The sequence below is a fragment of the Tahibacter sp. genome (genome assembly GCF_032229445.1).
Taxonomy (GTDB): domain Bacteria; phylum Pseudomonadota; class Gammaproteobacteria; order Xanthomonadales; family Rhodanobacteraceae; genus Tahibacter.
On sequence record NZ_JAVTWC010000017.1, the window covers coordinates 1 to 24,831 of the forward strand.

The 24,831-nt window shown below is 66.5% G+C and carries 20 protein-coding genes and 1 pseudogene; 9 read left to right on the forward strand and 12 right to left on the reverse strand.

Annotation, left to right across the window (positions count from 1 at the left end):
* Positions 1-662 precede the first annotated feature (662 nt).
* The 3 genes and pseudogenes from RUU78_RS03425 to RUU78_RS03435 form a co-directional block, all read right to left on the reverse strand.
* Positions 663-1,262: a proprotein convertase P-domain-containing protein gene (locus RUU78_RS03425; protein ID WP_313913859.1), complete on the reverse strand. Its 600-nt coding sequence runs from the start codon at positions 1,260-1,262 to the stop codon at positions 663-665.
* 102 nt (positions 1,263-1,364) lie between these two features.
* Positions 1,365-3,074, reverse strand: a pseudogene (locus tag RUU78_RS03430) (S8 family serine peptidase); the annotation flags it as partial.
* 644 nt (positions 3,075-3,718) lie between these two features.
* Positions 3,719-4,141 carry a hypothetical protein gene (locus tag RUU78_RS03435; RefSeq protein ID WP_313913695.1) on the reverse strand — a complete coding sequence of 141 codons (423 nt, stop codon included), beginning with the start codon at positions 4,139-4,141 and terminating at the stop codon, positions 3,719-3,721.
* A 347-nt stretch (positions 4,142-4,488) separates the two neighbouring features.
* On the opposite strand from RUU78_RS03435, the gene RUU78_RS03440 reads away from it, so the two are divergent.
* Together RUU78_RS03440 and RUU78_RS03445 are read left to right on the forward strand one after the other, a co-directional pair.
* A complete protein-coding gene (locus RUU78_RS03440) occupies positions 4,489-7,176 on the forward strand; it encodes an EAL domain-containing protein (RefSeq protein WP_313913697.1) in 2,688 nt (895 codons plus the stop codon).
* 734 nt (positions 7,177-7,910) lie between these two features.
* Positions 7,911-8,612, forward strand: a complete 702-nt coding sequence (locus tag RUU78_RS03445) for a hypothetical protein (protein WP_313913699.1) — start codon at positions 7,911-7,913, stop codon at positions 8,610-8,612.
* Between the two features lie 20 nt (positions 8,613-8,632).
* Here the strand turns inward: RUU78_RS03445 and sufT are convergent, their stop codons facing one another.
* Together sufT and RUU78_RS03455 are read right to left on the reverse strand one after the other, a co-directional pair.
* Complete coding sequence (gene sufT, locus RUU78_RS03450; protein ID WP_313913701.1) at positions 8,633-9,190, reverse strand: putative Fe-S cluster assembly protein SufT; 558 nt, start codon at positions 9,188-9,190, stop codon at positions 8,633-8,635.
* Positions 9,191-9,233: 43 nt separating this feature from the next.
* Positions 9,234-10,688 (reverse strand): PLP-dependent aminotransferase family protein, encoded by a 1,455-nt coding sequence (locus RUU78_RS03455; protein ID WP_313913703.1) that lies wholly within the window; start codon positions 10,686-10,688, stop codon positions 9,234-9,236.
* 88 nt (positions 10,689-10,776) lie between these two features.
* Between RUU78_RS03455 and RUU78_RS03460 the strand changes: the two genes are divergently transcribed.
* The 3 genes from RUU78_RS03460 to RUU78_RS03470 all read left to right on the forward strand — a co-directional run bounded on the left by RUU78_RS03460 (position 10,777) and on the right by RUU78_RS03470 (position 12,399).
* Positions 10,777-11,430: a pyridoxamine 5'-phosphate oxidase family protein gene (locus RUU78_RS03460; RefSeq protein WP_313913705.1), complete on the forward strand. Its 654-nt coding sequence runs from the start codon at positions 10,777-10,779 to the stop codon at positions 11,428-11,430.
* Positions 11,427-11,825, forward strand: a complete 399-nt coding sequence (locus RUU78_RS03465; protein WP_313913707.1) for a GNAT family N-acetyltransferase — start codon at positions 11,427-11,429, stop codon at positions 11,823-11,825. The genes RUU78_RS03460 and RUU78_RS03465 overlap by 4 nt, the downstream gene beginning before the upstream one ends.
* A gap of 106 nt (positions 11,826-11,931) precedes the next feature.
* Positions 11,932-12,399 (forward strand): hypothetical protein, encoded by a 468-nt coding sequence (locus RUU78_RS03470; RefSeq protein WP_313913708.1) that lies wholly within the window; start codon positions 11,932-11,934, stop codon positions 12,397-12,399.
* Here RUU78_RS03470 and RUU78_RS03475 read toward each other — a convergent pair.
* The gene (locus tag RUU78_RS03475) at positions 12,372-13,007 is read right to left on the reverse strand and encodes a sulfotransferase family 2 domain-containing protein (protein WP_313913710.1); all 636 of its coding nucleotides are present in this window, start codon (positions 13,005-13,007) and stop codon (positions 12,372-12,374) included. The genes RUU78_RS03470 and RUU78_RS03475 overlap by 28 nt on opposite strands.
* 191 nt (positions 13,008-13,198) lie before the next feature.
* Here RUU78_RS03475 and RUU78_RS03480 point away from each other — a divergent pair, with 191 nt between their 5' ends.
* Together RUU78_RS03480 and RUU78_RS03485 are read left to right on the forward strand one after the other, a co-directional pair.
* Positions 13,199-15,013, forward strand: a complete 1,815-nt coding sequence (locus tag RUU78_RS03480) for a sulfotransferase (RefSeq protein ID WP_313913712.1) — start codon at positions 13,199-13,201, stop codon at positions 15,011-15,013.
* Positions 15,010-15,582, forward strand: coding sequence for a 2OG-Fe(II) oxygenase (locus RUU78_RS03485; RefSeq protein WP_313913714.1), 573 nt, complete (start codon positions 15,010-15,012; stop codon positions 15,580-15,582). The genes RUU78_RS03480 and RUU78_RS03485 overlap by 4 nt, the downstream gene beginning before the upstream one ends.
* Positions 15,583-15,742: 160 nt before the next feature.
* On the opposite strand, the gene RUU78_RS03490 is transcribed toward RUU78_RS03485, so the two are convergent.
* From RUU78_RS03490 to RUU78_RS03515, 6 genes are all read right to left on the reverse strand, one after another.
* Positions 15,743-16,648, reverse strand: coding sequence for a DUF4097 family beta strand repeat-containing protein (locus tag RUU78_RS03490; RefSeq protein WP_313913716.1), 906 nt, complete (start codon positions 16,646-16,648; stop codon positions 15,743-15,745).
* 19 nt (positions 16,649-16,667) lie between these two features.
* Positions 16,668-17,150 carry a hypothetical protein gene (locus RUU78_RS03495; RefSeq protein WP_313913718.1) on the reverse strand — a complete coding sequence of 161 codons (483 nt, stop codon included), beginning with the start codon at positions 17,148-17,150 and terminating at the stop codon, positions 16,668-16,670.
* The gene (locus tag RUU78_RS03500) at positions 17,147-17,695 is read right to left on the reverse strand and encodes a sigma-70 family RNA polymerase sigma factor (protein WP_313913720.1); all 549 of its coding nucleotides are present in this window, start codon (positions 17,693-17,695) and stop codon (positions 17,147-17,149) included. The genes RUU78_RS03495 and RUU78_RS03500 overlap by 4 nt, the downstream gene beginning before the upstream one ends.
* A gap of 68 nt (positions 17,696-17,763) precedes the next feature.
* On the reverse strand, positions 17,764-18,681 hold the full coding sequence (locus RUU78_RS03505; protein WP_313913721.1) for a histone deacetylase: 918 nt from the start codon (positions 18,679-18,681) through the stop codon (positions 17,764-17,766).
* A gap of 100 nt (positions 18,682-18,781) precedes the next feature.
* Positions 18,782-20,554 carry a phosphoenolpyruvate carboxykinase (GTP) gene (locus RUU78_RS03510; protein ID WP_313913723.1) on the reverse strand — a complete coding sequence of 591 codons (1,773 nt, stop codon included), beginning with the start codon at positions 20,552-20,554 and terminating at the stop codon, positions 18,782-18,784.
* 131 nt (positions 20,555-20,685) lie between these two features.
* Positions 20,686-21,276 (reverse strand): helix-turn-helix domain-containing protein, encoded by a 591-nt coding sequence (locus RUU78_RS03515; RefSeq protein WP_313913725.1) that lies wholly within the window; start codon positions 21,274-21,276, stop codon positions 20,686-20,688.
* 148 nt (positions 21,277-21,424) lie between these two features.
* Between RUU78_RS03515 and RUU78_RS03520 the strand changes: the two genes are divergently transcribed.
* Together RUU78_RS03520 and RUU78_RS03525 are read left to right on the forward strand one after the other, a co-directional pair.
* On the forward strand, positions 21,425-22,312 hold the full coding sequence (locus RUU78_RS03520; protein WP_313913727.1) for an alpha/beta hydrolase: 888 nt from the start codon (positions 21,425-21,427) through the stop codon (positions 22,310-22,312).
* 18 nt (positions 22,313-22,330) lie between these two features.
* Positions 22,331-24,799: an acyl-CoA dehydrogenase gene (locus tag RUU78_RS03525; protein WP_313913730.1), complete on the forward strand. Its 2,469-nt coding sequence runs from the start codon at positions 22,331-22,333 to the stop codon at positions 24,797-24,799.
* Positions 24,800-24,831: the final 32 nt, after the last annotated feature.

Below are 24,831 nucleotides of genomic sequence, written 5' to 3' on the forward strand. Positions count from 1 at the left end.
AGAGTGATCGCTCAGAACCACTGGTTCTGATCACTCTGAACGCCCAACGGGCCGGGTGAAGAGTGATCGCTCAGAACCACAGGTTCTGATCACTCTGAACGCCCAACGGGCCGGACGCGCAGCGTTCGGCCAGGGTTCTGGAGATCTGGTGCTCGGCCCAAGGGCGACAACGCATTCGGTTGCAGCGGCGTTCGGCGAGATTGTGGAGATCTGGTGTCGACCGCAAAAGCGTTGCTGCCAAATCTTGTAGACCCGTGCAGCGAAGCAACCCCTGCCCGCAGGGGGCGGACAGGGGTTCTCCGTTACTGACGCCGGCCCGTGCGCCGGCGACGTTGCAAGGCGTTGGTCGTAACGAACCAAGCCAGACCGGAACGGCACGCAGGGATACTGCGTGTGAACCGGGCTCCTCCCCTCCGAGGACGGGTGCGCGGCAAACGTGGCTGCCGGCGCGATGCGTGAGGCGACGAAACCGATCGTGTCGTCGCACTCGTAATCCGATTCCGGCGCGGTCTGCGCCGGGCTGGTGCGAAACCATAGCCGCGGCCTGGGCCACGGCTATGGAACGTCCCGTTGGGCATCCGTGCTCCACCGCCAGCAATCCCGCGGGCGGATCGGCACCGGGCTTCATGCCCGGCGCCGAACTCTATTACTCGTAATTGCGCTCAGAACTGGATCGACCACTGGTTGATGTAACCGGTATCGCCCGAATACAGGTCGCTGACCCTGAGCTGCCAGGTCCCGTTGCGCGGCGAACCCGAGGTGTTGACGCTGTAGGTAGCGATCACGTTGTCCGCGCCGTCGCTGGAACTGGCACTCTTGAGGCGCGTGCTCGTACCGTTCGGCGCAATCAGGTCGATCTGAAGATCACCACGATACGTGTGGACAATGTTGACCGCCACCTGGGTCGTGGTCGAACCGTTGCCGCTCTGACCGCTGACCGTGATCGGGCTGGACACGTTGCTCGAGTCCGGGATGTTGTAGTCGGTCGTGTTGGTGAAGGGACCACCGCCACCGCCGCCGCCCGTGGTGTAGCTGCCTGTCAGGCTGACGCCGGTGTACGCGCTGTAGCCGCGCAGCTTGACGTAGTAGGTGCCGGCCTGGGCCGTTGCGATGGTGCAGGTTTCCGCATTGCCGCCGAGGTAGGGACGGCAGTCGTAGCTGGTCGTCGTCGGCGCCGAGCCGAACTTCACGTACATGTCGGCATCACCAGTACCGCCGGCCATGACGAACTTCAGGCCCGTCGCGCCGGCCGGAACGACCATCGTGTAAGTCGTTTCCGCGTTGGCCGCGCCGGACAGGCCGGTCTTGGCCACCCCGTTGGTCAGTACGTTGCCGCCACCGCCGCCCGCCGACACCGTGACCGACTGGGTCCGGGTGTTGGTCGCGCCGCCGTTGTCGGTCACGGTCAGGGTGACCGTGTAGGTGCCGGCCGCCGCATAGGTCTTGCTCGGATTTGCCGCGGTCGATGTCGTGCTGTCGCCGAAGTTCCAGGCGCGCGAAGCGATACTGCCGTCGCTGTCGGTGGAGGTATCGGTGAAGCTCGCCGTCAGGCCGCTGGTGGTCACGCCGAAGTTGGCCACCGGAGCGACGTTGCCGCCGCCACCGCCGCCGACCGCGGTCAGGGTCTTGGCCGCATCGATGATGCCGGTGCCGCAACCACCGGAGCAGGTGCCCGGCAGCGCCTTGGCGTTGTTCTTGATCAGCGTCTCGATCTGGTCGGGCGTCAGCGCCGGGTTCTTCGACAGCATCAGTGCCGCCAGACCCGCGACGTGCGGGGCCGCCATCGAGGTACCGGCGTAGAACGCGTAGGACTCGGTGCTCTGCGTGCTGCTGCCCGAATTCAGCGTGGACAGGATGTCGCCCGCGCCACCGCCGCCGTCGCCGCCCGGAGCGGACACGTCGATCAGTGCGCCGTAATTGGAATAGCTCGCGCGGCTGCCGGCCTTGGTGGTTGCGGCGATCGAGATCACGCCGGCGCAGTTGCCGGGATCGAAGCCGGACACGTTGGCATTGTCGTTGCCGGCCGCGATGGCGAGCACCGTGCCGCGCGAACGCGCCGAGTTGATCGCGCTCTGCTCGGTCGAGGAGCAGGCGCCCTGGCCACCGAGGCTCAGGTTGATGACCTTGGCGGGGGTCGCATTGGCCGGCACGCCGGAGACCGTGCCGCCCGAGGACCAGATGATGGCGTCGGCGATGTCGGCGATCGAGCCGCCGCACTTGCCGAGCACGCGCACCGGCTGGACCTTGGCGTTGAACGCCACGCCGGCGACGCCCTTGCTGTTGTTCGCGATCGCCGCGACCGTGCCGGCCACATGCGTACCGTGCCAGCTCGAACCCGACGAATACGACACGCCGCATTCGTTGGCGGCGAACCAGTCGCCCTCGTCATTCGGGTTGGAGTCGCGGCCATTGCCGTCGCGCGCCGTTGCCGACGACGAGATGAAGTCGTAACCCGCCACGGTCTGGCCGGCGAGGTCGGAGTGCGGGGCGATGCCAGTGTCGATCACGGCGACGACGACGCCGCTGCCGGTCGCCACGTCCCAGGCCGACTGCACATTCATGCCACCGACCGCGTTGAACATGTCCCACTGTTCGCCGTAGCGCGTGTCGTTGGGCACGAAGAAGGCGTGTACCCGCTTGTTGGGCTCCACCTTGCTGACATTCGGATTCTTCGCGATCTCGACCATCACGCGCTCGGCATCGATGGCACCGCTGGACGGGCGCGCCCCGGTCGCGCTTTCGGCGCGGATCAGCACGCCGCCGGTGGCGAGTTCACGCTCGATACTCAGGCTCAGACCCAGGCTTTTGCCGACGCGCGCAGCGTCCTGCGTCGCGAGGCTCAGCGCCTGGGCGGATGCAGACTCGCTGCGCGACAGGCTCGATTCCTGGCCGTTGTAGTAAACGATGAAGCTGTCGATCTTCTCGCCGGGCGCCGCCACGGCGAAGTTCACGCGATCGGCATTGGCCGAGCGCTCGGCTGCGGTGACGCCCGCGGCCTGCGCCGAAACCGCTGCACCGAGCAAAGCCAGCGCCAGCGCGCTACGACGAATACCGCTATTCGAAACTACTTTCACGATTCAACCCCCACCGGAACTAGGAATGAGCGGCTGCCTGAACAGCCCCGTACATCGCTCCTGTTCGCTCGCTGCGCACGTCCCGTCGCCACTGCCGCCCGTAGCGGGCAGTCGCGGGTACTTACTGTGCTGATGAACCGCAGAGCCTGCTCCAGGCGCTGATCACCGGTTCTTGCGAGCGTGCATCCGAAACCCCCCGGCCTCGAAAACGCGAGGCAAACTAGCAGCGGCTGCAACCGTCCGTCAACCAAATGTCGCCGCTAAGTAGTTGATCCACCAGCATTTGTATTGCATCGCAACAAATTTGTACGGACAAATTAACATTTCTACGAAATGCTTCGGATGTGCTCGAGCCCGCCCCATTGCTGGTCCAGAGGCCCCTTGGCGCACGACGAAAAAGTGACCCAATTTGTCAGAAAGCGACGCTTTGGTGACCGGATCGAAAACAACTGTACGCGCGTGTTCAGCACGCCTCAGGCCAGCAACTGCGCAGATGGCTCAATCGCCGCTGCACTGGTGCTTCGAGGCGGACTCCTCCGCACAGCGGGCGGGACACACGATCGCGCTCGGGCCAGAGGCGGAGAAAGAAAGTGCCGATTCCCTGAAGAGCGGCACGAGGGATGCAGTGACGGTCCGACAGCGCCTCAGCGCCGCCTGCTACCGAGCATGCGCACCTGGCGCGGGCGGCGCAGCCAGGCGATCACCGCCAGCAACAGCAATACCGGCAAAGCATAGACACCGCGCGTGGCGACGCGCTGGGTCGAATTCAGGGACTCGCCGAAGATGAGGTCCATTGCGACATCAGGGTCCGCCTTGAGCCGCTCGGCAGCAGGGCTCAGCGCCTTGTCGGCCCAACCGCGGCCCAGATCGCCGAGCGCCGGAACTGCTTTGCCGAGCAACTCGCCGACGACGAGCAGGCCTGCGACGAGTGGCGCCTCGCGCAAGGCCGAACGGCGCACAATAGGACCGGTTTCCGGCAGGGTGCTCGCGCCACCCCAGAACAGGCACTGCCAGAGCAGGGCAAGAACGAACAACGCCGTTGCGATCAGGTGCAGATACTTGCGCATTGTCGACTTCTCCACAGTGCCTGAAGGCATGGCGATCGCCCGGCATCGAAGCTTGGCGACCGGCGCAGGCGAGGTCAACCGGGCGCCAGCGATGACGGTATCGACGCCCGAATTGCGTTCTATGGCCATGACTGGGCCGCCAGATTCTTGGACCAAACTGTGATTGCACGCACGCAAGACCGCAACGGCACGCTGCATGCTGCGTCCCAGGGCGCAGGCCGTCGCGCGCCTACAGGACCGATACAGGGCAATCGGATGGCTAAGCGGGTCATCGAAGCACGGACGACAGCGGCGGGCGACCAGCTGCGAATACCGTCCATTTTTACCGCCGCCTGCGGAGCGCCCTTGTGAGCAACCAGGGCAGCATGCGCACCGATGCCGCCGCACGCGACGAGCTGCGTCAGCGCTGCCTGTCGCTGGTGCGACGCTGGCAACCGCTGGCTCAGGGCGGCTGGGACCGCAACGCGGCGCGCCAGCTAGGCGACGAACTCGACCAGGTCGCCGACACCAGCGAGCGCCTGGGCCTGGATCAGCTCAATACCGACGCGCTGGAGCTGGCAGCCTACCTCTGCTCCTTCATCGACGATGCACTGGTGCCGAACACACGCAACCTGCAGCGCCTGGCCGAAATGGTCCAGGCGCTCGGCGCCGATCTCACCGACCTGTCGGCCACGACCAAGGCAGCCGTACATACCTTGCCGAGCGCACGCATCAGTGCCGAGATTCCGGTCGTGCGTCCGGCTCCGACCGCTCCCGCCGCAGCCGCGCCGCCGACGGTTGCAGCATCCGCAGCACGACCATCCGTGCCGCCCATCGGCCAGCAGACCGTCCCGCAGGCTGATCGATCCGCGCCCGCGTCACGCCCGATCGAAAGCGTCCCGCAGGCAGATGACGTCCCTACACCGGACGCGCCCCGCGTACTGCACACGATTCCGGTCACGCGGCCCGCCGCGATGATCGCCAGCGGCGACACGCTCATGCGTCTGCCGCGCACGATCGCGCTGCACGGCATCGACGACAGCGTCGCGCCGGGCCTGCTCAGCGCCCTGCGCGAACGCGGCTTCGATACCCGTGTGTCGGCACAATCCGAGGATCTGCTGAGCTTTCTTGAGAATGCCGTACCCGGTGCGCTCATCCTCGATGCGCGCAAGCTACGCATCTACGGCCGGGTGCGCGCAATCTACGACAAGCTCGCAGCCGATGGCGAAGCGCTGCCCAGCCTCATCGTTGTCTCGCCCGATGCCGATCTCGGTCACCGTCTGCTCGCGATGCGTGCCGGCGCCGCAGGTTTTTTCCAGGCGCCGGTGGACAGCCTGCGCGTGCTGGCCAAGATCGACGAACTGCTCGCCCACAACGATGCGCCGGCCTGGCGCGTTCTGCTGGTTGCGCCGGACCGGCACAACGCCATCGAGGCGGCACGGGCACTGGCCGAACGCGGAATGACCGCACGCATCGTCGGCAACGGCCAGGGCACCCTGACCGCGCTGGCCGAGTTCCGTCCCGACGTGGTCGTGATCGACTGCAACCTACCCGATGTCGGCGGCATCGAGCTGACCCAGATGATCCGGCAACAGCCCGAATACGCGGCGATGCCCATCATCCTGGCCGCCGATGCCTCCGCGGTGAATCTGCGTTTCGACGCGATCGCCGCGGGCGGCGACGAATTCCTGGTCAAGCCGCTGAAGACGCGGCACCTGCTCAGCGCGGTCACTTCACGCGTGCGCCGCGCACACTGGTTGCGCGAGATCATCGGCAATCCGGACGGCCGCGATGCACGCACCGGCCTGTATTCGCGCAACGTGCTGATCGAGAAACTCGGAGCCGCGCTCGGCGACCGTTCCGCGGCGCTGCTGACGATCGCGCTGGACCGTGCCGGCGAGCTGCGCGAACGCATCGGCCTGACTGGCCTTGCCGCGATCGATGCCCATGTCGGCAACCTGCTGCGCAGCCAGCTCGACGAACTCGATCTTCCGGCACAATATAACGATTTCCACTATTTCGTATTACTGCACCGACGCTCGCGCAGCGACATCACCGGTATCGCCGAACGCCTGCGCTTCGCCCTGGCCGGCCAACCCTTCATCTACCAGGGTCAGAGCCACCCGGTCAGCGCGAGCATCGGCATGGCGCTGCTCGGCGGTGAACACAGCAGCGTCGATGCCGTCGTGACGAACGCCGAGGCCGCACAGATCGCCGCGGCGCATCTCGGCGGCAACCGCGTGCTGTGGTTCGAGGCAAAGGAAGCCGCGCTGCTCCCGTCGGATCCGATGCTGGCCGTGCGCGCAGTGCTGAGCCGCCCGCTGACGCCGGAACAGACCCAGTTCGAGTTTCAGCCCATCGTCGCACTGACCGGCAAGCTCAGCGGCCAGTTCGAGCTCGGCTTCAAGGTCAAGAGCACGACCCAGGCCGGCGTCGCCATCGCCTATGCCGACCTCGCGCCGGTCGCGGCCGAATGCAACCAGCTGACGACGCTGGACCGCTGGCTGCTCGAGCGCTCGCTCAGCGTGCGCGAGGAACAGCTCAAGCGCGGGCGACAGCTGCGCCTGTTCGTGCCGCAATCGGTCGCGACGCTGCTCGATCCGGACATCCCGTACTGGCTCGCGCGCGAGCTCAAGGAGCGGCACCTGTCAGGCACCGGCCTGACGCTCGAGCTGCCCTGTTCCGAACTCATCGACGCCGGTGCACGCGCTGCCGAACGCCTGAAGTTCCTGCACCAGAGCGGCGTGCGCGTCTGCCTGGTGGACTTCGGCCGTGACTGGGCCGCCGTACACGCGCTGAAGAACCTGACCGTGGATTTCGTGCGCCTGTCCGCCGGCCTGGTGTCCGAACTCGGCACCGCGAAGTCCATGAGCGACACCCTGCTCGCGCTGGTGCGCAAGGCCCACGCGGCCGGCTGCGCCGTCATCGCCCCCGAAGTCGATTCAATCAACCGCGCCCACCTGCTGCTGCGCCTGGGCGTCGACTACGGCGTCGGCCCGGCCTTCGCGCGCCCGACCGCCACTCCCGAATTCGATTTCAACAGACCGCTGTGGTGAAAAACCGTCGCGCTCATGCGATGCCGGGGGCATCGCATGCGACGGTTTTTCGAGGAGGCGCCCGCGGCGCCGACTGGCGGCAAATACACCTACGCGACGCCAACGGCGGCGCGTTCCTGATCTTTACTGCAAGACACACTCCGCGCTCATGCGATGCCGGGGGCATCGCATGCGGCGGTTTTTCTGGGAGGCGCCCGCGGCGCCGACCGGCGGGAGATACACCTACGCGACGCCAACGGCGGCGCGTTCCTGATCTTTACTGCAAGACACACTCCGCGCTCATGCGATGCCGGGGGCATCGCATGCGGCGGTTTTTCTGGGAGGCGCCCGCGGCGCCGACCGGCGGGAGATACACCTACGCGACGCCAACGGCGGCGCGTTCCTGATCTTTACTGCAAGACACACTCCGCGCTCATGCGATGCCGGGGGCATCGCATGCGGCGGTTTTTCTGGGAGGCGCCCGCGGCGCCGACCGGCGGGAGATACACCTACGCGACGCCAACGGCGGCGCGTTCCTGATCTTTACTGCAAACACACCTCGCGCCCATGCGATGCCGGCGGCATCGCATGCGGCGGTTTTTCTGGGAAGCGCCCGCGGCGCCGCGCTCCAGATCCCCTGAGCACATCGCGCCAAACCGCTAAACACATACCCGCCTACGCATTTCACCAAGCCCCGATCTGGCAACTCGCAGCGTTACAGCGCTACGCTCGGCACAAACCATTGCGAAGCCAAATTGGAAATCACCCGCGAATCCCTGCAACAGCGCTATTCAGACCTCGCCGACGCGGAATTGCTGCGCCGCGCGCGTTCCGGCGCGCTGACCGAACTGGCACACGAGGTCGCGCTGGACGAACTCGCGCAGCGTGGCATCTCGCCTGACGCGATCGGCAGGTCTGCTCCCGCGCCGACCGTCGACGCTGAACTGGAGTTTTCTCCCGACGAATTCGACCGCAATCCCTATCAGGCGCCGCGCGCGCCGGACAGTGTGCGCTCCGCTTCGCCTCCTGCGCCGCAAAGCGCCGGTCGATGGAATGCGCTGTGGTGGATCTACATTGGATACCTGTGCCTCATGGTTATCGTCGGGCTGGTACAGGCAGCAATCCGCGACACGATGCCTGCCATCGATGTCGCCTATGTGGTGATTTACGGTCTTGGAGCCGTCGGCCTGGCCGCCTGGAGGCTGCGCCGCGCGTTGTTCCATCCGTCCGTGTGGGTCGTGTGCCTGGCAGCAGGCCTGGCGCTGCTGAGCAGCGGCGTCAAAGGTCTTGTCGCGATACTGAATGCGACGGACGCGCCGTCGCAACATAATCCCTTAGTATACTTAGCGATCACGCTCGCCGTGCTGAACCTGGCGCTGTTCTGGGGATTGGCGCGCTATGCCTTCCTGTCGCCGTCAATCTGGCGCCGACCGGCGCTCCCGCAGAGAACTGACTGAGGCCGTCGTAGCAGACGCTACTACATCATCCCCGTTTCCAACTTCGCCACATCCGACATCATCGCGTGCGTCCACGGCGGATCAAAGGTCAGCTCGACATCAGCCCCGGCAATCGTCGGAATCGCTTCAACCTTGGCCCGCACGTCGTCGACGAGGATGTCGCCCATGCCGCAGCCCGGCGCGGTCAGGGTCATGCGGACGCGCACTTCCCGTTCGCCGCTTTCGCCACGCACCAGATCACATTCGTAGACCAGGCCGAGGTCGACGATGTTGACCGGGATTTCCGGATCGAAGCAGGTGCGCAGTTGCTGCCAGACCAGTTTCTCGACCTCGTCGTCACTGGCGCCCTCGTCGAGCTCTATCGTCGCCGGCGGTTCCTTGCCGATCGCGTCGGCGTCATCGCCGCGGATGCGGAACAGGTTGCCTTCGACGTAGACCGTGAAACTGCCGCCCAGCGCCTGGGTGATGTAGCCGATCTGACCCGCCGGCAGCGTGACGACCTCGCCTTGCGGCACCATGACGGCGGCGCAGTCGCGCTCGAGCTTGATCGGTTCGGAAGAATGACTATAGCCGGACATGTGACGGTTCGATTCCTGTCCGGCACGGCCGGCAAAACGCGGATTATGCGGCCTGACGCCGCCCCAGGCCCAGTTCGGTGAGGCAAGCGCCAAACAGTTTCATGGCTGCCTCGATATCGGCCGGCGGCAGGCTCGCGTAGCCCAACAGCAGGCCGTTGCGCGAGGGCTGCCCGAGGAAATAGGGTTCGATGGCGTAAAGCCCAAGGCCACGATCGGCTGCCAGCGCAATCAGCTTCTCGCATTGGCTGCGGCTGATGCCGGGCAACCAGGCGACCAGATGCATGCCGGCGTGGGTATCAGCGACCTCGACGGCGGGCGCGTGACGGCGCAGGCCGTTGAGCATCGCGGTGCGGCGCTGCTTGAGGGTCTTGGCCGCGTCGCGCAGGTGCCGCTCGAAGCTGCCGTCGGCCATGAAGCGGGCCAGCGCGCCCTGCTCGATCGCCGGACAACCGCGGTCACAGAACCATTTCGCCGCGACGAATGCTTTACGCAGCCCCGGGGGCAGCACCATGTAGCCCAGGCGCAGGCTGGGGAACAGGGTCTTGGAGAAGCTGCCGATGTAGATCACGCGGCCGTGGCGGTCGAGCGACTGCATCGCCGCGAGCGGGTGCGCGTCGTAGCGGAACTCGCCGTCGTAATCGTCCTCGATGACCCAGGCACGCTGGCGAGCGGCGTATTCGATGAGTTCCAGCCGTCGCGCCAGCGACATCACCGCGCCGGCGGGGAACTGGTGCGACGGCGTCACGACGATCAGACGCGCGCCGCGCTCGGGCAGCGCATCGGTGCGCAGGCCGTCCGCGTCCACCGGTACGGCTTCGACGCGCGCGCCGTGGGCCTGGAATACCTGGCGGGCGCCGCGGTAGTGCGGATCTTCGAGAATCACGCCGTCGGCTGCCTCGACCAGCACGGTCGCGGCGAGAAAGAACGCCTGCTGTGTGCCCGAAACAACGAGCAGGTCGTCGGCGGCGCAGACGATGCCGCGGCGCCGTGCCAGGTAGTCGCAGATCTGCTCGCGCAGGCTTTGCAGTCCCTGCGGGTCGGGATAGTCCAGTTCGGCATGCGCCGAGGCCTGGGCCAGCGCGCGGCGCCAGGCGCTGGTCAGGGTGGGGTTGGTCAGCGGCAGGCCGTATTGCAGGTTGTAGCGCAGGCCCTTGTACTGCCGTCCGGGAATGATGTCGTCGAAGACTTCTCGCGCACGCTTGGCATAGCGCGCCACTGGACTGGTCGGCACGACGCGCGGCGCCGCGCGCGGCTGGCGCGCCGCCTCGATCTCCGCAACGTAGCTGCCGGAACCGACCTTGCCGACGAGAAAACCTTCCGCATGCAGCTGTTCGTAAGCGGCCAGGACAGTATTTCGGGAAAGATCCATTTCTCTAGAAAGTACGCGGGTAGCCGGCAGGCGTGCGCCGGCAGCGACCCGTCCGGCCAGGATGGCCGCCTTCAGGGCCCGCGTGAGTTGCGCGTAGAGCGCGCCGTTGCCATCCAGTTCCAGGTACACGATTGGCCCTTTCGCACGCAGCGATTGCGGTTCTTGGTGGAGCCAATTCTGAACCAGATACTGGCCACGTCAAGAGCCGGAGCCGCGTATGCCCCCCATCGCCCGCCATCAGGTCCGCCGCAGCAAAGACCGCGCCCGCTACGACAGGGCAGATGTCCACGCCGTGCTTGATGCCGGATTTCTCGCCCACGTAGGGTTCTGTGTCGACGGCCAGCCCTTCGTCATTCCCATGCTATATGCGCGCGACGGCGATGGCGTGCTGCTGCACGGCTCCATAGCAAGCCGGCTCATGCGCGGCCTGGCGGACGGCATTCCGGCCTGCGTCAGTGTCAGCCACGTCGATGCACTGGTGCTGGCGCGCTCGCACTTCCACCATTCGGCCAACTACCGCTCGGTCGTGTGCTTCGGCACCGCGCGCGTCGTGGATGACCCGGCGCAAAAGGCCGACGCGCTCGCGCGCTTCGTCGATGCGATCCTGCCGGGACGCGCGGCGGAGTCGCGGCCATCGGACCGCAACGAGCTGGCCGCGACCCTGCTGCTGCGCTTCACCATCGACGATGCGAGCGCGAAAGTCCGCGAAGGCGGACCGCGCGACGATCCGGCCGACCGCGACCTCGCTCTCTGGGCCGGCGTGGTGCCGCTGCAGACGCGCTATGCAGCACCGATTCCCGCCGACGATTGCACAGTGGCGCTGCCCGCGTCGGTGCGGCGCGTGATCGCCAATGACGGTGCCGGCACATGATCGACTATCGCGACGACTGCGTGCCGGACCTCGCCACGGCGCGCGCGCTGTATGCCAGTTGCTCGCTCGGCGCGCGCCGACCAATCGGCGACGACGCTCGCTTCGGCGCAATGCTCGCCCATGCGAACCTGACCATAACGGCATGGGACGGCGCGCAGCTCATCGGCATCGCGCGCAGCCTCAGCGACTTCGGCTTCACGACGTATCTGGCCGATCTCGCCGTGCACGAGGCGCATCAGCGCCGCGGCATCGGCCGCGAACTCATACGTCGAACTCAACTTACGGCGCCACAGGCCAAGATCGTGCTGCTCGCCGCGCCCGCGGCCGTCGACTACTACCCACACATCGGTTTTCGACACCATCCGCAGGCCTGGCTGCTGGACCCGGATACGTAGCAGGCGGCAGACGCCCGCCTGGCGGCGCGGCTATGATGCGCGGTCCTTCGCCGCCGAAAACGCCTCATGCCGATGCCGAACGTTCCGCGCACTCACGATCACCACGATGGGCGCTGAGCGGCGGCTGCCAACGCTGAACCTGTTCGGCCTCGCCACCGCGCTGATGGTCGCACTGGCTGGCGGCGCGGTGTGGGCGCTCGCGGCCTTGTGGCGGCAGGATGAACTAAGTTTCCTGGCCCTGCCGCTGGGCCTGTTCATCGGCCGTGTACTGGCCGGCAACGGACCACGCAGTACCGCATTGGCCGCGCTGTGCGCCGCGACATTCGCGCTGCTCGCTTCGGGCTACGCGCTGTGGATGATCGCGAGTGGCCGCGTCGCCATGCTGCTGGGCATGCGCCTGTCCGACATCCTCGGCAACATCGGCTTCGAACTGGCCGGTGCCATCGCCTGGGCACGGCTGGATGTGTTCGACATCACGTCTGTCGCCGCCGGCAGTATCGCCGCAGCGCTGGCCGCCGCCCTGCGCCGCGGATCGCGCCGTGCGGTTCAGTCGACCGGGCCGGCGAACTCGTAGCCGAACAGTTCGAGATCCCGACTGTAGAAATTGCCGACGAGCGCGCGCAGCTCGTCGTCGTAGTACTCCGCATACGGGCGATGCTTCGAGCTGTTGGCCTGGCCCAGCGTTTCCGCCGGAAAACCCAGGCGCGCGCAGATCCGTTCGTAGTCGGCCTGCGCATGCTCGCTCCTGCCGACGAAATCCATCGCGAGACGGTCCTGCGCATCCACCAGCATCTGGTATTGCGGCCGGAACAGGATGTGCTCCAGCGGTGGTCGATCACGGATGAAATGGCGCATGACCGCGCGCGGATTCTGCTCGAACTGGCCGCTCTCGCGCGTCATGAATGCGCAGTACGAAACGAAGCGGTCGTAGGGATTGCGCACGAACGCGAACTTGAAATAGTCGCGGAACACCTCGCCCAGCACCGGCTCGACCTGGCGCACGCTGAGATGGCCGTGGCCGATCGCACCGAGTTCCGGCATCGTGAAGCGCTTCTGCACGAACAGGCCGACCTGTTCCTGATCGGCCTCGTCCATGTAGGGACGCAGCGCCTGGCGGATCGAATGTGTGCCGGTCTTGGGCACGGCGAAGAAGATGTAACGGTACTTGTGCGAAATGATCACGGCAGACGGCTCGTCACGGCGCAGCACAGGCGCCCGCAGGAAATCGGGATTGTCGCATAGCAGGCGTCGCGCCGAGATGGCACGCGGTGCGTTGCCGCAACTGCGCGAATGGCCCGCTGCGGTCCCGTATCGATTGCCGTCGCGGAACGGCCCCGCAGATACTGGGATCGTCCCGCCACGCCGGTCCCCACATGCTCGCAGACGCGCTCACTCATATCGAAAACGGCCGCTATCGCGAAGCCGAGCAGGTCTGCCTGCAGGCGCTCGCGACGGATGCGACCGACGCCGCAGCCAGCACCCTGCTCGCACTGAGCCTGCAGGCGCAGCAGCGTTTCGACGAGGCCATACCGCTGTTGCGTACCCAGGCCGCCCTGCCCGGCGCCGGCTTCGAAGCCTGCAACAACCTCGGCAACGCGCTACGCGACGCCGGCTGCAACGACGAGGCCGACACCGCACTGCGCGAAGCGCTGCGACGCGGCGGCGAACGCGCCGGGGTGCTGCTGAATCTCGGCCTCAACGCGCTCGATGCGTCCGAGCCGGTCGCGGCGACGCGGTGGCTCGAGCGCGCGCTGCTGCAGGCGCCGCAGGACGCGGAAATCCGCACCTACGCGGCCGTCGCGGCTTTTGACGCCGGCGAGCCGCGCAAGGCACGCGAGCTGCTGAACCATGACCTGCGCTGGCACGAGGCAGACGGCGCGCTGCTGGCAGAAGCGGCCTGGCTGCTGTTCCGGCTCGACGCCCCCGCCGCGGCGCAGAATCTGCTGCAGCTGGCCTATGCGCGCGATCCGCAGCATCCGCGCGTGCTATTGCGCGCGGCCGCCGTGCATGAGCGCTGCAACCGCCTGCCCGAAGCGGCGGCCATAGCCGAGGCACTGGCGGCCCGCGACGATCTGGGCGCGGCGATGGCGGAAGATCTGGCTCTGCTGCACGCGGCACTGGCCTCGCGCGGACAGGATGTGCAGGCCACGCGGGCGCAGCACGAGGCGCTGCTGCGCGACGGCGGTGCATCGGCGCATAACGCGAACCTGTATTTTTCATTGGCGCGCGCGTGCGATCGCGACGGTGATCCGGCCGCCGCAATGCGCGCGCTACAACACGCCCACGCGGTCCGCTGCGCACAGACCCGCGCGCGCGCGCCGGACCTGCTCGACCACGCCGGCGGACCGTTCGCGATCGCGCGGCACCGGCTCGCTGCGCAGCAGTATTCCGCCTGGCCGCCCGACCCGGCGGCGCCGGACGCAACGGCAAGCCCGATCTTCGTCGTAGGGTTCCCGCGATCGGGCACGACGCTGCTGGAAACCATGCTCGATGCACACCCGGCGCTGGCGTGCATGGACGAGCGCCCGTATCTGCAGGATCTCATCGAGTACATGCAGAGCAGCGGACTGCGCTATCCCGAAGATCTCGGCCGACTCAGCGCCGGCCAATGCGCTGCCATGCGCGCGATCTATCGCGAACGCGTCGCGCACCACGTCGACTGGAGCGAAGCCACGCAGCTCGTCGACAAGAATCCGCTGAACCTGCTGAAGCTGCCGCTGCTGCGCCGCCTCTATCCGCACGCCCGCATCGTGCTTGCGCTGCGCCACCCGGCCGATGTGGTGCTCAGCAATTACATGCAGAACTTCCGCTCGCCGGTGTTCGTTGCGCTGTGCGCAACGCTGGAGTCGACCGCGCGCGGCTATGCGACCGCGATGGACTTCTGGCTGGATCAGCACGCCGTGCTCGGCGGTGACGTCTTCGTCTCGCGCTACGAGGACCTGGTCGCCGACCTGCCGCAGCGCGCGCGCGCGCTGACCGATTTCCTGCAACTGCCCTGGGACGACGCGTTGCTGCGGCCGGAGGCGCGTGCGCACGAGCGCGGCTACATCTCCACGCCAAGCTACGCTCAGGTTGCCGAACCGGTGAACACACGCGCGATCGACCGATGGCGTGCCTATGCCGACTGGATCGCGCCGTTGCGTTCCGTGCTCGATCCCTACCTGCAGCGCTGGGGCTATCGCTGGTGAACGAGGACCGCGGCACGCTGCGACACTATCTGCGCTGCTACGAAGACGACCTGGACACGGCCACCTGCACACGGCTCGTCGGTTCGTTCAACGGTCTTGCGCGCTTCCAGCGCGGCAACGGCGGCCAACAGCGCGCCGGCCTGGAGGACAGCGCCTGGACCGAACTCGACATCTCACCCCTGTCGGACCAGGCGTTCCGCGGATTCCTGCTCGCGCACATCGACGCCAACCTCGCGCGCTACAACCGCGACATCGGGCTGCGCATCGCCATCCCACCGGCGCGGCGCATCAGCGAACTGGTGATCAAGCGCTACCGTCCCGGCGGCGCGGAGCGATTCCAACTGCACTTTGACTCGATCGACGCCGTGGCGAACCGCTATCTGGTGTTCCTGTGGTATCTGAACGACGTCGCCGACGGCGGCGAGACCTGTTTCCCGGATCTCGGCGTCAGCGTGCAGCCACGCGCCGGGCGCCTGCTGATGTTTCCGCCGTACTGGATGTACCAGCACGAGGCACCGCCGCCGCGCTCGGGCGACAAGTACATCTTGTCGACTTATCTTTTGTTCTAGCCGCGTTACCGACAATAGAACCAGCCGCTCCGCAAACGCGCATCGCGAGACAGTGCGACAGGCCCTCTCCAGCCCGTTGGGCCCTCGGGGGAGTGAGTGAAGCGGCCAAGGCGGGGGCGCGCGCCATCGGCGTATCGCCCCGGCGCGCAATCCATCGGCGCTACTCGCGCCGTATCGTCACATCGCCGCTGAAGCTGTCGACCGAGATATCGCCGTCGCCGTCGCCGGCTTTCGCGTTCAGGCTGGAGCCCGGGCCGTGTTCGGGTTTCTGCACGGTGCCGAAGTCCGAGCGCAGCGTGCCGCTGAAACTTTCCGCTTCGATCTTGGCCGAGACACTGGCGGGCAAGTTCAGACGCACGTCGCCGCTCATGGTCTCGATCTCGATGCGGCCGCCTTTTTCAAGGCCGCCGGTGATCTCGATGTCGCCCGATACGCTGCTTGCCTCGGTCTGCTTCAGCGGCGCGGCGGCCGCGGCACGAAGGTTGCCGGAGACGGTTTCCATCCGCATGCGGCTACCGACGCCGCGAGCGATGACATCGCCGCTGACGGTTTCGATCGACGCGTCGTCGGCCTTGCCGTCGAACTCCACGTCGCCGCTGACGCTTTCCAGCCGCAGCCGGGGACTCTGCACCGCCGACAGCCGGATGCGCCCGGATACCGAATCGATCTGCAGTTCGCCGCCGGACAGGTCGGCGACCGCGACTTCGGCGCTGACCACGCCGACCTCTAGAGACGCGGCCCGCGGCACCTTGAGGTTGAGGATGGACTCCTGCATCGAGGAGTCCGAGCCCCAGCCGAGCCAGCCGCCGGACTTGTCGGGGCCTTCGACGCGGACGGTCAGCTGGCCTCCGCCGCCTTCGATGGCCAGGCGCTTGGCGCCTTCGCCGAGGGTGCCGGTGATGCCGACCTCGTTCTTGTCCCACGCGCTGACGTTGACCGCGCCCTTGACGTTGCTGACATCGATGCGCACGCGCGCATCGACCTGGCGGGTTTCGTTGATGGGCGTGCCGGCGAGCACAAGGCCGGGGGCAAGCAGCACGCTCAGGACCAGCAATTTCGTTTTCATGTCTTCTCCGGGGACGGGATCAGCTCGACGCTTGCCCCATGCGCGCAAGTTTCAGCCGTCGTTCGTTGGTACGGTTGAGCAGTCCGACGAGAAATACCGCATCGGGTTGTTGTTGCAGCATCTGGCGGATCTCGTCCGCGGCGGCGTCAAGTTCGACGGACGCTGCGGCCAGGCGCGGATCCTGCGTGCGCACCTGCTTGAACTGGCTGTCGACGTTGGCGATGGCCGTAGCCGGATCGACTTTGCGCGAAGGCTGCGCCACGCGCGGCGCCTCCGTCGTCGACGGCTGCTGCATAAGGCCGGCGACGAGCACGGCGAGCGCGACGCTGGCCGCGGCGGCCAGGCTGACGATCCAGCGCCGCGAACGCGGCGCGATGGTCGGCGGCTGCTGCGCCTCGGCGGCGATGCGGCCGGCGATGTCGAGCCACAGGTCGCGCTGCGGCTGCACCGGACCGGAAAGGTCGCGCAGCTGGCGTCGCCACTGGAAGTCATGTTCGCTCATGCGGCTGCTCCGAGGAGTTTGCGTACCAGCCCGCGGGCACGGTGCAGTTGTGCCTTGCTCGAGCCGACGGCCATGCCGAGCTCGCGTGCAATTTCTTCATGTTTCCACCCTTCCACATCGTGCAATACCAGCACGGCGCGGGCGCGCGGCGGCAGTTTGGCCACTGCCTGCTCCAGGTCGGCGCGCTCGCCGGCGCAGAACGGCACGTCGCCGCCGGCCGCCAGTTCGAGCACATCGTCTTCCACATTCTGTTCCTTGCCGCTGCCGCGCAGGTCCATCAGTGCCACATTCACGCCGAGCCGGTACAGCCAGGTCGAGAATGCGCTTTCGAAGCGGAATCCGGCGAGCTTCTGCCAGGCGCGCACGAAAGCGTCCTGGGTCAGCTCGTCGGCGCGCGCGTGGTTCATGCCGACGATGCGAAGGATGGCCCCGTGCACACGGCCTACGTGCTTGCGATACAGCAATTCGAAGGCGCGGATGTCCCCGTCCATCGATCGCCGCACCAGTACGCCGTCGTCGGCAGGGGCGGTCGCCGGCTCAGGCATCGCATGACTCATGGGTAGGCAGGCTGTATTCATGGTGCCGGCTTGGATGCCGGAACCGGACGCGGGGTTTAAACCGCTGCCACACGGCGCGCGCAGGCTGCGGCGGCCAGGACGGTGGCGTAGTGGATGTCCACGATGTCGGCAACGTCCGCCGCATAGCCGCCCGCCATGCTGATCGCGAGCGGCAGATCATGCCGCACGCAGGCATCCAGCACCATCTGATCGCGCTCGGCGAGACCAGCCTTGCTCAGGGCGAGCCGACCTAGACGGTCGCCGACATACGGATCCGCACCCGCGAGGTAGATAGCCGCATCCGCATCGGCGGCAGCCAGCGCTTGCGGCAAGTGCTGGGCCAGCGCCTGGAGATAGTGCGCATCGTCGCAGCCGTCGGGCAGTTCCACGTCGAGGTCGCTGCGTTCCTTGAGCGCCGGATAGTTGCGCTCGCCATGCAACGAAAACGTGTAGATGCTCGCGTCGTCGCGCGCGATAGACGCGGTACCGTTGCCCTGGTGCACGTCGAGATCGATGACGAGCACACGCCGCGCCAGGCCACCGGCCTGTGCATGCCGTGCGGCGACGATGGAGTCATTGAACACGCAGTAGCCGGCACCATGGTCGGCAAACGCGTGATGCGTTCCCCCGGCCAGATTCACCGCGACTCGGCCGCCACGCAGCGCGTGTTCCAGCGCCGCCATCGTCGCACCGCTGGACCGTCGCGAGCGCTCGATCATCGCCGGCGACCACGGAAACCCGATCTTGCGTTGCTCGGTCGCGTCGAGTTCGCCCTGGCAGGCGCGCCGGACATAGTCCGCCGTGTGCGCGCGGCAGAGGTCGCCGTCGCTGGCCGGTCCGGGCTCGATCAGCTCGATCCCGGCCGTGTCGGCCACCGCCGCGACACGCACATGGAGCAGCGCGTACTTGGCCATCGGAAAGCGATGCTCCGGCGGCAGCGGCAGAACGAAGCGATGGCAGTAGTAAGCCCTCACCACGGAATCACGCGCGGACGAGTTCGGCCGCGAGACACCATGGCGCCCTCCGCGGCGCGCGGATGCGGCGACGTGTCCACGTCCGCCGGCCGCAGCCGGATCAGCCGACAGCAACCTTGGGCTGCAGCGCGGGCTCGGCCAGCTCGTCCCGGACGCGTGCGTGCTCGCGCTTCAGCGCGTCCGGCGTGCGCGGCCCGAAGGATTCCAGGTATTCGCCGATACTGGCGTATTCCCTGGCCCAGCCCTCCTGGTCGACGCTCAGCAGCAGATCGAGATCGGCGTCAGTCAGGTTGAGGCCGGCCAGATTCAGGTCTTCGCGCCGGGGCACGTTGCCGATCGGCGTCTCGATGGCGCCGGCCGTGTCCTTGCAGCGGCCCACGATCCATTCCAGCACACGCATGTTGTCGCCGAAACCGGGCCACACGAACTTGCCGTCAGATTTGCGGAACCAGTTGACGTGAAAGATCTTCGGCAGCTTGGCATTCGGCTTGTCGAAGCCAAGCCAATGCGCGAAGTAGTCGGCGAAGTTGTAGCCGCAGAACGGTTTCATGGCCATCGAGTCGCGCCGCAGCACACCGACCGCACCGGTCGCTGCGGCCGTGGTCTCCGAACCCATCGCTGCGCCGACGAGTACGCCGTGCTTCCAGTCGCGCGATTCAAAAACCAGCGGCACCAGCGATTCGCGCCGGCCGCCGAAGATGATCGCGGAGATGGGTACGCCCTGCGGATCTTCCGCACGCGGCGACCAGCTCGCGCACTGCCTCGCGCTGACGGTGAAGCGGGAATTGGGGTGCGCTGCCGGCCCGTTTGCCGGATCGAAATCGCGTCCCTGCCAGTCCCGCACCGGCTTGCCGTCCGGCAGACCTTCCCACCACGGCTGCTGATCGGACGTCTCGGCCACGTTGGTGAAGATTGCGTCGCGGTCGAGCATGGCCAGCGCATTCGGATTCGTCGAGCGGCTGGTCCCCGGCGCGACGCCGAAGAACCCGGCTTCGGGGTTGATCGCCCAGAGGCGGCCATCGGCGCCAGGCTGCATCCAGCAGATATCGTCGCCGATGGTCCAGACCTTCCAGCCGGGATAGGCGGCCGGCGGGATCAGCATGGCCAGATTGGTCTTGCCGCAGGCTGATGGAAACGCGGCGGCGACGTAGTGGGTTTCGCCCTGTGGGCTCTCCAGGCCGACGATCAGCATGTGCTCGGCCAGCCAGCCCTCCTGTCTCGCCTGCCAGGACGCGATGCGCAGCGCATGGCATTTCTTGCCGAGCAGGGCATTGCCGCCGTAGCCCGAACCGATCGACTTGATCGTGAGTTCTTCCGGGAAATGCATGATGAAGCGCTTGGCCGGATCGAGATCGCCGGTCGAATGCAGACCCTTGACGAAACTGCCTTCGCGCTCGATACGGGCCAGGGCCGCTGCGCCCATTCGCGTCATGATCCGCATGTTGGCGACGACGTAGGGACTGTCGGTGATCTCAACGCCGCAGCGCGCGAGCGGGGAATCGATCGGTCCCATGCAGTAGGGGACTACATACAGCGTGCGTCCTTTCATGCAGCCGGCGAACAGCGCGTCGATCTTCTGGTGCGCCTCGGCGGGTTCCATCCAATGGTTGTTGGGGCCGGCGTCGTCGGCATCGCGCGAACAGACGAAGGTCAGATGCTCGACGCGGGCGACGTCGCTGGGGTTGGACCGGTGCAGGTAGCAGTTCGGGTGCGTAGCGGGATTCAGCTCGCTCACATCGCCAGTGTCGAGCATGAGCTCGACCAGGGCCTGGTACTCCGCTTCCGAGCCGTCGCACCAGTGGATGCGATCCGGTTGAGTCAGACGAGCGACTTCATCCACCCATCGGTTCAACGCGTCGAGCTTGCTTGCCATGTCCTGATCCTGAGCCCGCCAGGGCCCGTGCCTGAAGTGAGACAGGCCACGTTAGCGGCGGGCCGCCAGCATTGCAACAAATCGGCTGGTAGCCCTTTGGCTTATCAAGGAGTTGCGTCAAGACGACGCGGTCACGCCGGGATCAGGGTGGATATCGCGTGATCGATGTATCCGTCGAACACCGCATGCGACAGACGCGGCAGGCCCAGCTGCAGCGACAGCTGCGGGAATCCGGCGTAAGCAGCGTAGGCCAGACGCGCGCGGTAGGACGCGGCGGAGCGTTCCAGGCCCAACGGGCGGTAAGCGACGTTCAGGAAATCGATGCGCTTCTGCGAAACGCGCGACATCACTGGCTGCACTGAAGCATGGTCGAGCGCGCGCAGCAGCGCGGAGTAGACGACATGTGACTGCATTTCGCGGCTGGTGCGGCGGAACAGGACACGCAAGCGCTCGCGCGGGTCCCTGATCGGCTCGACGCCGCGGAATTCCTCCTCGTCCATGCGCTCCCAGCGTTGCAGCGCCGCCTTGAGCAGGGCTTCCCGAGTAGGGAAGTGCCAATAGAAGCTTCCCTTGGTCACCCCCAGGCGACGTGCCAGCGGCTCGATCGCAACGGCACCGATGCCCTGCTCGGCGATGGCCTCCAGCGCAGCGTGTTCCCAGTCTACCGGGGAGAGGCGGCCGCGATTCTCAAGGCGGATCACGCCAGTTCGTGCTTGTTTCATGGCATTGGTTCCGGCAGGACCGCCGTGGCAGCGGTACGCCCCGAACCTACTGAATGCGACCGTATGGACACCTGTTTTCAGAAAGATTTGATGAAAAGACGAGGTATCTCGGATTGAATACTCTAGTTCTCCGGGGATACTCAAACGTATGTTTGAAGCCCGACTCACCCCATCCAAGATGTTGAATCACAAGGCCGCACTGAGCATGGTCGCCGAAGACGGCCTGCGCCTCTCGTGCGATCTGCACGGCATGGCCGGTAATCAGTCCCTGGTCTTCACCCACGGCTTCGGCCAGACCCGTAAGGCGTGGAATGCGAGCGCCACCCAGCTCGCCGGGCAGGGTTTTCTCTGCCTGTGCGCCGATGCGCGCGGCCACGGCAGCAGCGACTGGCTCGCGGACGGCGAGTACGCCATTGACCAGTTCGTCAGCGATCTGAACCTCATGGCCGGCTTCGCCGGCTCGTTACCGGTGCTGGTCGGCGCATCGTTCGGCGGCCTGGTTGGCCTGCTGGCCCAGGCGCGCAATCCGCAACTGTTCCGCGCCCTGGTCCTCGTCGACATCACGCCACGCTGGGAAACCGCCGGCGTCGAGCGCATCCTCGCCTTCATGCGTGCGCATCCCGATGGTTTCGCCTCGTTCGATGAAGCGGCCGCCAGTATTGCGGTGTATCTGCCGCACAGGCAGGAGCCGCGTTCGCCGCAACGCCTGCAGTCCTTGCTGGTACAGCGCGAAGACGGCCGCTATCGCTGGCATTGGGATCCGGCCCTGCTCGAGCGCATCGCCGAGAACGGCGAACGCCACCAGAGCACGCTGATCGAAGCGGCGCGCCAGATTCGTGTTCCCGTGCTGCTGCTCTCGGGCAGTGACAGCGATGTCGTCTCGCAATCCACCATTTCCGAATTTCTCGACCTCGTGCCGCAGGCGCGCCACGTCGTCGTGCCGCGTGCCACCCACATGGTCGCCGGCGACCGCAATGACCTGTTCACCGATGCTGTGCTTTCCTTCGTCCGGACCCTGCCTCAGGGACGGAACTGATCTACTGAGGAGTTCACCATGCAACACTGGCTTCCCCTGCTGGCCGCGCTCGTCGTGACGCTGGTCTGCTCCTATCGGCGCGCGAGCCTGCGCACCTGGAGCATCGCGACCGCAGTCGCGATCGTCGCGATCGGCGTGCTCGCCGATGCGCACTGGGTGGCGACCTCGGCCACGCTGCTGGTATTCGCGCTCGTGGCGGTGCCACTGAATCTTCCCGACCTGCGCCGCACGCGGCTCAGCGCGCCGCTGCTCACGATCTACCAGAAGATAACCCCACAGCTGTCACCAACAGAGAAAATCGCGCTTGAAGCCGGCACCGTCGGTTTCGAAGGCGAACTGTTCAGCGGCAAGCCGAACTGGAACCAGTTGCTGCGGGAGCCAGTGCCGACGCTCTCGGCTGACGAACGCGCCTTCCTCGACGGCCCGGTGGAAGAACTCTGCCGCATGACCAACGACTGGGAGATCACTCACGAACTGGCCGACCTGCCTCCGGCCGTGTGGGAATTTCTCAAGAAGAACAAGTTTTTCGGCATGATCATTCCGCGCGAATACGGCGGCCTGCAGTTCTCGGCACTGGCGCATTCGGTGGTACTGCAGAAGCTCGCGAGCGTGTCGACGACGATCGGCTCCACCGTGGCCGTGCCGAATTCGCTGGGTCCGGCCGAACTGCTGCTGCACTACGGCACCAAGGACCAGAAGGACTACTACCTGCCGCGTCTGGCCGACGGCCGGGAGATCCCGTGCTTTGCGTTGACCGGTCCCTACGCGGGTTCGGATGCGACGTCGATCCCGGACTACGGCATCGTCTGCAAGGGCGAGTGGAACGGCGCCAACGTGCTCGGCGTGCGCCTGACCTTCGACAAGCGCTACATCACGCTGGCGCCGATCGCGACGGTGGTCGGCCTCGCCTTCCGCATGTACGACCCGGAACAGCTGCTCGGCGATACCGACGATCTCGGCATCACGCTGGCGCTGCTGCCGCGCGACACCAAGGGCCTCGAGATCGGGCGCCGCCACATGCCGCTGAACATCCCGTTCCAGAACGGTCCGGTGCGCGGCAAGGACGTGTTCGTGCCGCTGTCGCAGCTGATCGGCGGACCGGAAATGGCCGGCGAAGGCTGGCGCATGCTGGTCGAATGCCTGTCGGTAGGCCGGGCGATCTCGCTGCCGTCGAATGCGACCGGCGCCGCGCGCATCGGTGCGATCGCGACCGGCGCGTATGCGCGCATCCGCAAGCAGTTCGGCATGGCCATCGGCCGCTTCGAAGGCGTCGAGGAAGCACTCGCACGCATCGGCGGCTACACGTATGCGATCAGCGCGCTGTCGCGCGCGACCGCCGCCGCGGTGGATCGCGGGGAGAAGCCGTCGGTGCCCTCGGCCATCGGCAAGTACCACGCGACCGAACTCGGCCGCGAGATCGCCAAGGACGTCATGGACGTGCACGGCGGCAAGGGCGTCATCCTCGGCCCCCGCAACTACGCCGGCCGCGCCTGGCAGGGCGCGCCGATCGCGATCACGGTCGAAGGTGCGAACATCCTGACGCGCAGCATGATGATCTTCGGCCAGGGCGCGATCCGCTGCCATCCGTTCGTACTCAAGGAAATGCAGGCAGCCCAGCTCAGCGACTATTCCGAGCGCATCAAGGCGTTCGACAAGGCGCTGTTCGGCCACATCGGGTTTGCGATTTCCAACGCCGTGCGCAGCTTCGTGCTCGGCGTCACTCACGCGAAGATCGGCTCGGCCCCGGGCGACAAGTACACGCGCCGCTTCTACCGCAAGCTCAATCGCTACGCGGCTGCGCTCGCGCTGATGGCCGATACCTCGATGCTGGTACTCGGCGGCAAGCTCAAGTTCAAGGAGAAGATCTCCGCGCGCCTCGGCGACGTGCTGTCGAACCTCTATATCGCCTCGGCCATGCTCAAGCGCTATGAGGACCAGGGTCGCCCGGTCGCCGACCAGCCCTTGCTGGCCTGGGCCTTCCACGATTGCGTCTGGCGCATGCAGATGGCGCTCGACGGCGTGCTGCGCAATTTTCCGGTGCGTCCGATCGCGTGGCTGCTGCGCACGCTGATCTTTCCGCTGGGCCGGCGCGAAGTGCCGCCGTCGGATCGCCTCGGCCGGCGCGTGGCAGCCATCCTGTGCGCGCCGAACGAGACGCGCGACCGCCTCGCTGGCGATGTATACCTTACGCCGAATGCAAACAATCCCATCGGCCGCATGAACGCACTGCTCGCCGACGTGATCGCGGCCGAACCGGTCGAGCGCAAGTTCCTCAAGGCGGTCAAGACGCTCAACGTGAAAGCCTACGACTACAACGGCCAGCTGGCTGAAGTCGAGGCCGGCGGCGGTGTCACGAGCGAAGAGCGCAAGCTGCTGGAACGCGTGCGCACGGCGACGTTCGAGTTCATCAGCGTGGATGATTTCGATCCGCGTGAACTCGAAGCAGCGGTAAAACACGGCAAGACCGTGCTGCGCTCGGTAGCCTGAAGGCAGGAAAGAGTGGGGAGAAGTGAGCGACG

Bases quoted from the DNA above. Each gene is read 5' to 3' on its own strand.
- RUU78_RS03425 (WP_313913859.1), bottom strand. From the start codon at position 1,262: ATGGTCGTTCCGGCCGGCGCGACGGGCCTGAAGTTCGTCATGGCCGGC.
- RUU78_RS03435 (WP_313913695.1), bottom strand. From the start codon at position 4,141: ATGCGCAAGTATCTGCACCTGATCGCAACGGCGTTGTTCGTTCTTGCC.
- sufT (WP_313913701.1), bottom strand. From the start codon at position 9,190: ATGTCCGGCTATAGTCATTCTTCCGAACCGATCAAGCTCGAGCGCGAC.
- RUU78_RS03460 (WP_313913705.1), top strand. From the start codon at position 10,777: ATGCCCCCCATCGCCCGCCATCAGGTCCGCCGCAGCAAAGACCGCGCC.
- RUU78_RS03465 (WP_313913707.1), top strand. From the start codon at position 11,427: ATGATCGACTATCGCGACGACTGCGTGCCGGACCTCGCCACGGCGCGC.
- RUU78_RS03470 (WP_313913708.1), top strand. From the start codon at position 11,932: ATGGGCGCTGAGCGGCGGCTGCCAACGCTGAACCTGTTCGGCCTCGCC.
- RUU78_RS03480 (WP_313913712.1), top strand. From the start codon at position 13,199: ATGCTCGCAGACGCGCTCACTCATATCGAAAACGGCCGCTATCGCGAA.
- RUU78_RS03490 (WP_313913716.1), bottom strand. From the start codon at position 16,648: ATGAAAACGAAATTGCTGGTCCTGAGCGTGCTGCTTGCCCCCGGCCTT.
- RUU78_RS03495 (WP_313913718.1), bottom strand. From the start codon at position 17,150: ATGAGCGAACATGACTTCCAGTGGCGACGCCAGCTGCGCGACCTTTCC.
- RUU78_RS03500 (WP_313913720.1), bottom strand. From the start codon at position 17,695: ATGCCTGAGCCGGCGACCGCCCCTGCCGACGACGGCGTACTGGTGCGG.
- RUU78_RS03510 (WP_313913723.1), bottom strand. From the start codon at position 20,554: ATGGCAAGCAAGCTCGACGCGTTGAACCGATGGGTGGATGAAGTCGCT.
- RUU78_RS03515 (WP_313913725.1), bottom strand. From the start codon at position 21,276: ATGAAACAAGCACGAACTGGCGTGATCCGCCTTGAGAATCGCGGCCGC.
- RUU78_RS03520 (WP_313913727.1), top strand. From the start codon at position 21,425: ATGTTTGAAGCCCGACTCACCCCATCCAAGATGTTGAATCACAAGGCC.
- RUU78_RS03525 (WP_313913730.1), top strand. From the start codon at position 22,331: ATGCAACACTGGCTTCCCCTGCTGGCCGCGCTCGTCGTGACGCTGGTC.